Raw genomic sequence first — 5,823 nt, 5'->3', positions numbered from 1 at the left:
ACTCAACGAGCGACCTCGAAAGACCTTGCAATACCAAACGCCAGCAGAGAAATTTGAAGCATGTGTTGCGGCGATCAGTTGAAACCACACCGCTCAGCGGACATCGGGCAGCCGATTTTGCTTCGAAAACTGATTGAAAGCGTCTGATGACCGCTTTGAGCCCAAATGTCCGCCATTCTGCATCGCAGCAGATGTCTGCTTCAGAGAAAGAAAGAATGGGGCTGAATTTCTGGTCTGTTGCACCAGAGGACCTATCACTTTGTCAGCTACAATGGTGCCTGGGCAGGATCCTTGGAGCGTCGTTGGTCAAACCTTCTTCATTCGTGTCGCCAGAGATGAAGCATAGTACCCATCACGCCCCCCGCGCCGCGGCCAGCAGCTTTTCGATATGCGCAGGCCCTGTGGGACGAATGCCAAGGGGGTTCAGCGCCTTGATCGAGTAGTAGCCGTGGGTGATGTGGTCCATGTTCACGGTATCGATGACGCCGGGCAGGTTCAGGATGCGTTCCATATAGGCGGACAGTTTGGGATAGTCGGCGATGCGCAGGCGGTTGGTTTTGAACAGCCCATGATAGGCCGCATCAAACCGGATCAAGGTCACGAACACGCGGATGTCTGTCTCTGTCAAACGATCGCCGAACAGATAGTCGCCTTGCAACAGGGACTCGAGCCGGTCGAGCGTGTCGAAAATGCCGGTGATCGCCTCGTCATAGGCCTCCTGGGAGGTTGCGAAACCAGCGCGGTAAACGCCATTGTTCAGCTTCTCGTAAATCGGCACATTCAGGGCGTCAATCTTGTCGGCGAGGTCGTCGGGATACAGGCGCAGATCGGACGGAACCAACCCTTCAAACGCCGTGTCCAACATGCGCAGAATGTCTGCGCTTTCGTTGTTCACCATGACGTTTTGCTTCATGTCCCACAGCACGGGCACCGTTGCGCGGCCGGTGAAATTCGGATCGGCCTGCGTATAGATCTGATGCATATAGCTGGCGCCAAACAGCGGATCATCATCGGCGCCGGGATATCCGCCGAAGCTCCACCCTTGGTCGGTCAATGTGGGGTTCACCAAGGTGACCGGCAAGATGTCCTCAAGCCCCTTTAGTTTGCGTGCGATCAAAGTGCGCGACGCCCATGGGCAGATGAGCGCGACATAAAGACGATAGCGCCCCGCCTCGACCTTAAAGCCGCCCGTGCCCGTGGGGCCAGCGCTGCCATCAGGTGTGATCCAGTTGCGAAAGGACGAAACCTGACGCAGGAAGCGCCCGTGTTTGTCCGCGTTCTGTACCGGTTGCCAGTTCTCGACCCATTTACCGTTCACAAGCATCGTATCATTCCTTCACATCGCGTGAAAAACAAAGGAGCGCATCGACAACGTCCCCAGATCAAAACTGTCATTCATAAAGGTCAGCTGGTCGCGCGCATCCGAAGCCCCAGCAATGGTCAGCGTCGGGATATAGTGATCCAGCGTCGGGTGTGCCTTGCGCAAAAGCGCGCCAAGCTGCGGGCGGTTTGTCAGCGCGCCGAAATCGCGGTCCGCTAGTCGGTCGGCAAACAGCGTGTCAAACTCGGTCGCCCAATCTTGCGGCTGACGATGCACCCAGTCCAGCGCGCGTAAGTTATGCACCACATTGCCAGAGCCAAGGATCAGCACGCCGCGGTCGCGCAAGTCTGACAGCAGCTTACCCGTCTCAAGATGCCAGTTTAGGTCTTTGGTCATGTCGACGGACAGCTGAGACACCGGCACATCCGCATCCGGATACAGGAACTTCAGAACCGTCCAAGCGCCGTGATCAAGCCCCCAAGTGTCGTCCTCTTGAGTGCGATGGCTGGCCAACAGCGTGACCACCTCGCGTGCCAAATCGGGGTTGCCTTGCGCGGGATAGCTTTCCTTGAACAGCTCATGAGGGAAGCCCGCAAAATCGTGGATCGTTCGGGGCATGACCGACACATCCACCAGCGTTGTGCCGCGCGTCATCCAATGGGCCGAGACCACCAAAATAGCCTGCGGGCGGGGCAGCGCGCGGCCAAGATTGGTCCAGCTGCGGCTATAGGCCGTGTCCTCGATGGCATTCATCGGAGAGCCGTGCCCCAAAAAGACCAGCGGAATACGATCAGTCGCTTTTAGGCTGTCTTTCAACTGCTGAAGGGAATGGGTCGCGCTCATCGGGGCTCTCCTGGAAAGGTCAGAGGCCACCGAAGTGGCCTCTGAGGGATCATTTTGTTCAGGCGTATTGGCCCAGAACTTTTTCAACGACGGGAAGTTTCAGCGCGTAGGCGCCGCTGCCCAGCAAGGCCACTGCGCCTTGTGCGACAGCCCAGAACAGTGGGAATTCCCAGCCGCCACCTGCGCTGCTGAACATCCAGCCATTGCCGGAATGCACCCAAACAGCGCCTAAAAGAACCGGCAGGACGGCCAGAGAAATCACGCGCGTTGCGACGCCAAGGATCAACGCGGTGCCACCTGCCAGCTCGGCAAGGATGGTCAGATAGGCCACGATGGCGGGCAGACCCAGGCTTTCGAAATAGCCGACCGTGCCGGGCACAGTGAAGACCAGAACTTTGGTCAGCCCATGGGCTATAAACATGATGCCAGTTGCGACACGCAGAACAGTCGCGGCATAGGGAGCGGTTTTTTGGTCAATCATTTCAAGTCTCCTTCTCGGGGTTCAGGCTGGCAGCTCGTGCTGAGCCGCTTCGTCCTTTTGAGATAACTTTAGGTCTTGCAGATATTCAATAAAATGACGACTTTGTGGAATGACCTTCCACAGTTTGTTCCATATCGAAAGGGGACGTCTTTTTATGGATATCGTCGACGGACTCCGCGCCTTTGTGGCCACAGCGCAGACCGGATCCTTTACGGCAGCGGCCAATCAGATGGGCATTTCAAACCGGCTGACGTCGAAATACGTGGCCGAGCTTGAGGCTCGCCTTGGCGTTCGCCTGTTGCAACGCACCACCCGAAAAGTGGGTCTGACCCCCGCAGGCGAAGATCTTTTGGCGCGCGCGCCGGCCCTACTGGACGAACTTGACGATCTGCTGACCGAAGCGGGCGAAGGCTCGCGCGGGTTCACGGGGACCATTCGGGTGTCCGCCCCCGTGACCTTTGGCGAAATCTATGTAGCTGGGATGTTGGGTCGGTTTGGCGCCGAACACCCGGACCTGCGGATCGACCTGCGGCTTAGCGATCGTTATGTCGACTTAGCGCGCGACGGGATTGATTTGGCGTTTCGCATTGGCGTCACGCAGACCTTATCCGTGAAAGCGCGCAAGCTGGGAATGTTGGAAATCATGGCTGCGGCTTCGCCCAGCTATCTGGCGGATCATGGAGATCCAAGCCAGCCGCACGAGCTGAGCGGACATTCTTGCATCGTCGACACCAACCGTCACGCCACGCACAAATGGGGATTCTCTAAGGGCGGAGAAGACCACAGTGTCTCGACCGCTGGGCGGTATATGGTGAACTCGGCCCATGCCGCTTGCGAGCTGGCTATGGACGGGCATGGCATTGTTTACGAGCCGAAATTCTCACTGTCAGCGGCGATTGAAGCGGGACGTCTAAAACGCCTCTTTCCAGAGTTTGAGGGCGAGACCCTTCCCGTTAGCGCCGTCTATCTTGAGGGCCGGGCGCTGCCGCGCAAACTACGCGCGCTGATCGACTTTGCGCAAAACGACATCCGTCGGTCAGGGCTTTTGTAGGGCACTAAATTAAGAACAAATCGGCGATAGTCATTCGTTATAAAGATCATTTCATGCTTAAATTTAGGATGCCATGTTCAGGACATCGAAACACAACGATGATCTGAAACAGGAAAGAAACCTATCTTGAAACTGCTTACATTGACTGCCGTGACTGCCCTTGCAACTGGTCTTGCCGCGCCGATTTTGGCCGATGACAACGCCGCAATGACGGCCGCGCTGGCCGAACTGGCGCAGCGCCAAGCTGACGAGGCGAAAATCGCTGAACATTTGAACACGTTCGATGTTCTGGACTTCGAGGTCTTCTCAAATCAACAATGGGACCGGCTGCATGAAAGCCACGCCGATGACGTGATTGTTCACTGGCCCGACGGGCGCACCACGATCGGTATTGACGTTCATATCGAAGACCTGAAAGCTTTCTTTGTCTTTGCCCCGGACACCAAAATCGAAACCCATCCGATCCGTATCGGCCAAGGTGAATGGACAGGTGTTGTTGGTGAAATCAAAGGTACGTTTTCAGAGCCTATGCCCATCGGCGATGGTCAATTCATTCAGCCCACCGGCAAATCCTATTCCCTGACCATGGCCACAATCGGCCACTGGACCGAAGCAGGGAATATGAGCGAAGAGTATCTGTTCTGGGACAATGACAGCTTCTATAAACAGATCGGCCTGCGCGACTAACTGTCGAGTTCGATACAGATCTATGCCCTCCCGGACGCCGGGGGGGGCATTTGACGCGTTAACCCGCAAGTCCTCACGAAACAAATCACTGATCCTATGTCAGACATGCGAAAGGTTGGTGGCGTAAACTCTGACCTAGCACGGCTGTTACCGCTCCAACCCTACGCGTCACATCCAGACGTTTAGGCGGGATTTGGATCACGCAATTCAAGGAAAGGTGGCACGCGCGAGCGAAACGCGAAGGCCCGTCTATCAATTTTGGTCCCATTCTGGCCAAAACCGCGAACAAACTCGGTTCAAGTTTAGTATTTTGCCTGCCCCAACAACGTACCAAAGAAGCTAACGTGCATTGCCCCGTCAGCTCGAAGGCAACCGATCTTCAATCCGTCGTTTGCGCTCGATGGGTGAAAATCCGGCAGTCCTGGGTTCACGTGACATTTTGGGTATGTGCGGTTGTTCAATTTGGGAAATGTAGATATTCAACGCTCTCGTCTGAACGGCAGCTTCGTCCCGCGAAGTAGAAGTTCGCCACAGCCTCAACGAAGGTCTCCTTCGTGCCACGCAGAGCACATTCGATGTTATGCAAATAATGTCCGCTTCAGGTTCAGACTACAATTGCGCTCCAAACTTTGAGAGACCCTTGCCACCATCTCACCGATCCCCCCTCATCACGCCCTCGCCATGTCCACACCGCGCCCCGGTCTCCCGCGTCTCCGCACCCCCTCCCCGTGTCTCCAGGACTATGCCTGATAGGCCCTATCGAGGATGGCGAGGGCCTCGGTGCCGCCACGCACGGCCTGGGTGTAGTGTCCAAGGGTAACAGCTGGATTTGCATGCCCAGCAAGCTTGGCGACAAGCCCAATCTCAACACCATGTGCTTGCAACGTCGACACGAAGCTGTGGCGTGCGGAATGGTGGGTCACATAGCGCACCCCTGCCCGCTTGAACGCTGGCCGCCAATAGCGTTTGAGGAAATTTGAATAAAGAATGGGACCACCGCCACCGATGCGCGGCAAGGGCCATTGCTGTGGAACGCCGGGCCCCGGGAACACGCGAAAGAGTTCGCCTTCAAGCCGGGGGCAAACCAGCCGCCATTCAAGCAGCATGGTGCGCAAGGTGGCCGAGATCGGGATTTCACGTTCGCCAGCTTCGCTCTTGGTGGTGTCGGTTGATGTGCCGTCGCGTTCCTGCACACGCCTGATTGAGATCAGGTTGCGATCAAGGTCAACATCTTCCCACAGAAGTCCCAATTGCTCAGACACCCGCACACCCGTCAGGAACGGAAACGCATAGAATATGCCACGTTCCTTGTCAGTCTTTGCGTGGGCAATGAGTTCTGCGACTTCCTGTCTTAGCCCCCTAAAACTGAGCCACTATTTGAGTGTCACAGGAGGAAGAAGGGATGGCTCGGAAACGGTATTCGGATGAGGATGCGCTGAA

At 56.4% G+C, this 5,823-nt stretch carries 5 protein-coding genes and 1 pseudogene; 2 read left to right on the top strand and 4 right to left on the bottom strand.

All coding sequences use genetic code 11. The features are described 5' to 3' along the window. Nucleotides 1-352: 352 nt before the first annotated feature. The 3 genes from MWU63_RS20275 to MWU63_RS20265 are packed head-to-tail and all read right to left on the bottom strand — an operon-like array spanning nt 353 to nt 2,645. Complete coding sequence (locus MWU63_RS20275; RefSeq protein WP_247079816.1) at nt 353-1,324, bottom strand: glutathione S-transferase family protein; 972 nt, start codon at nt 1,322-1,324, stop codon at nt 353-355. A 12-nt stretch (nt 1,325-1,336) separates the two neighbouring features. After that, on the bottom strand, nt 1,337-2,164 hold the full coding sequence (ygiD, locus tag MWU63_RS20270) for a 4,5-DOPA dioxygenase extradiol (protein WP_247079814.1): 828 nt from the start codon (nt 2,162-2,164) through the stop codon (nt 1,337-1,339). 58 nt (nt 2,165-2,222) lie between these two features. Beyond that, on the bottom strand, nt 2,223-2,645 hold the full coding sequence (locus tag MWU63_RS20265) for a DoxX family protein (protein WP_247079812.1): 423 nt from the start codon (nt 2,643-2,645) through the stop codon (nt 2,223-2,225). 154 nt (nt 2,646-2,799) lie between these two features. Here MWU63_RS20265 and MWU63_RS20260 point away from each other — a divergent pair, with 154 nt between their 5' ends. Together MWU63_RS20260 and MWU63_RS20255 are read left to right on the top strand one after the other, a co-directional pair. Beyond that, the gene (locus MWU63_RS20260; RefSeq protein ID WP_247079810.1) at nt 2,800-3,696 is read left to right on the top strand and encodes a LysR family transcriptional regulator; all 897 of its coding nucleotides are present in this window, start codon (nt 2,800-2,802) and stop codon (nt 3,694-3,696) included. 126 nt (nt 3,697-3,822) lie between these two features. Further along, on the top strand, nt 3,823-4,383 hold the full coding sequence (locus MWU63_RS20255) for an ester cyclase (protein WP_247079808.1): 561 nt from the start codon (nt 3,823-3,825) through the stop codon (nt 4,381-4,383). Nucleotides 4,384-5,123: 740 nt separating this feature from the next. On the opposite strand, the pseudogene MWU63_RS20250 reads toward MWU63_RS20255, so the two are convergent. Beyond that, nucleotides 5,124-5,720: pseudogene (locus MWU63_RS20250) on the bottom strand (site-specific integrase); the annotation flags it as partial. Nucleotides 5,721-5,823: the final 103 nt, after the last annotated feature.

It is taken from the genome of Pseudohalocynthiibacter sp. F2068 (assembly GCF_023015645.1).
Classification (GTDB): Bacteria; Pseudomonadota; Alphaproteobacteria; order Rhodobacterales; family Rhodobacteraceae; genus Pseudohalocynthiibacter; species Pseudohalocynthiibacter aestuariivivens.
This window is presented reverse-complemented; position numbering and strand designations above follow the sequence as displayed.

Bases quoted from the DNA above. Each gene is read 5' to 3' on its own strand.
- MWU63_RS20260 (WP_247079810.1), top strand. From the start codon at position 2,800: ATGGATATCGTCGACGGACTCCGCGCCTTTGTGGCCACAGCGCAGACC.
- ygiD (WP_247079814.1), bottom strand. From the start codon at position 2,164: ATGAGCGCGACCCATTCCCTTCAGCAGTTGAAAGACAGCCTAAAAGCG.
- MWU63_RS20265 (WP_247079812.1), bottom strand. From the start codon at position 2,645: ATGATTGACCAAAAAACCGCTCCCTATGCCGCGACTGTTCTGCGTGTC.
- MWU63_RS20275 (WP_247079816.1), bottom strand. From the start codon at position 1,324: ATGCTTGTGAACGGTAAATGGGTCGAGAACTGGCAACCGGTACAGAAC.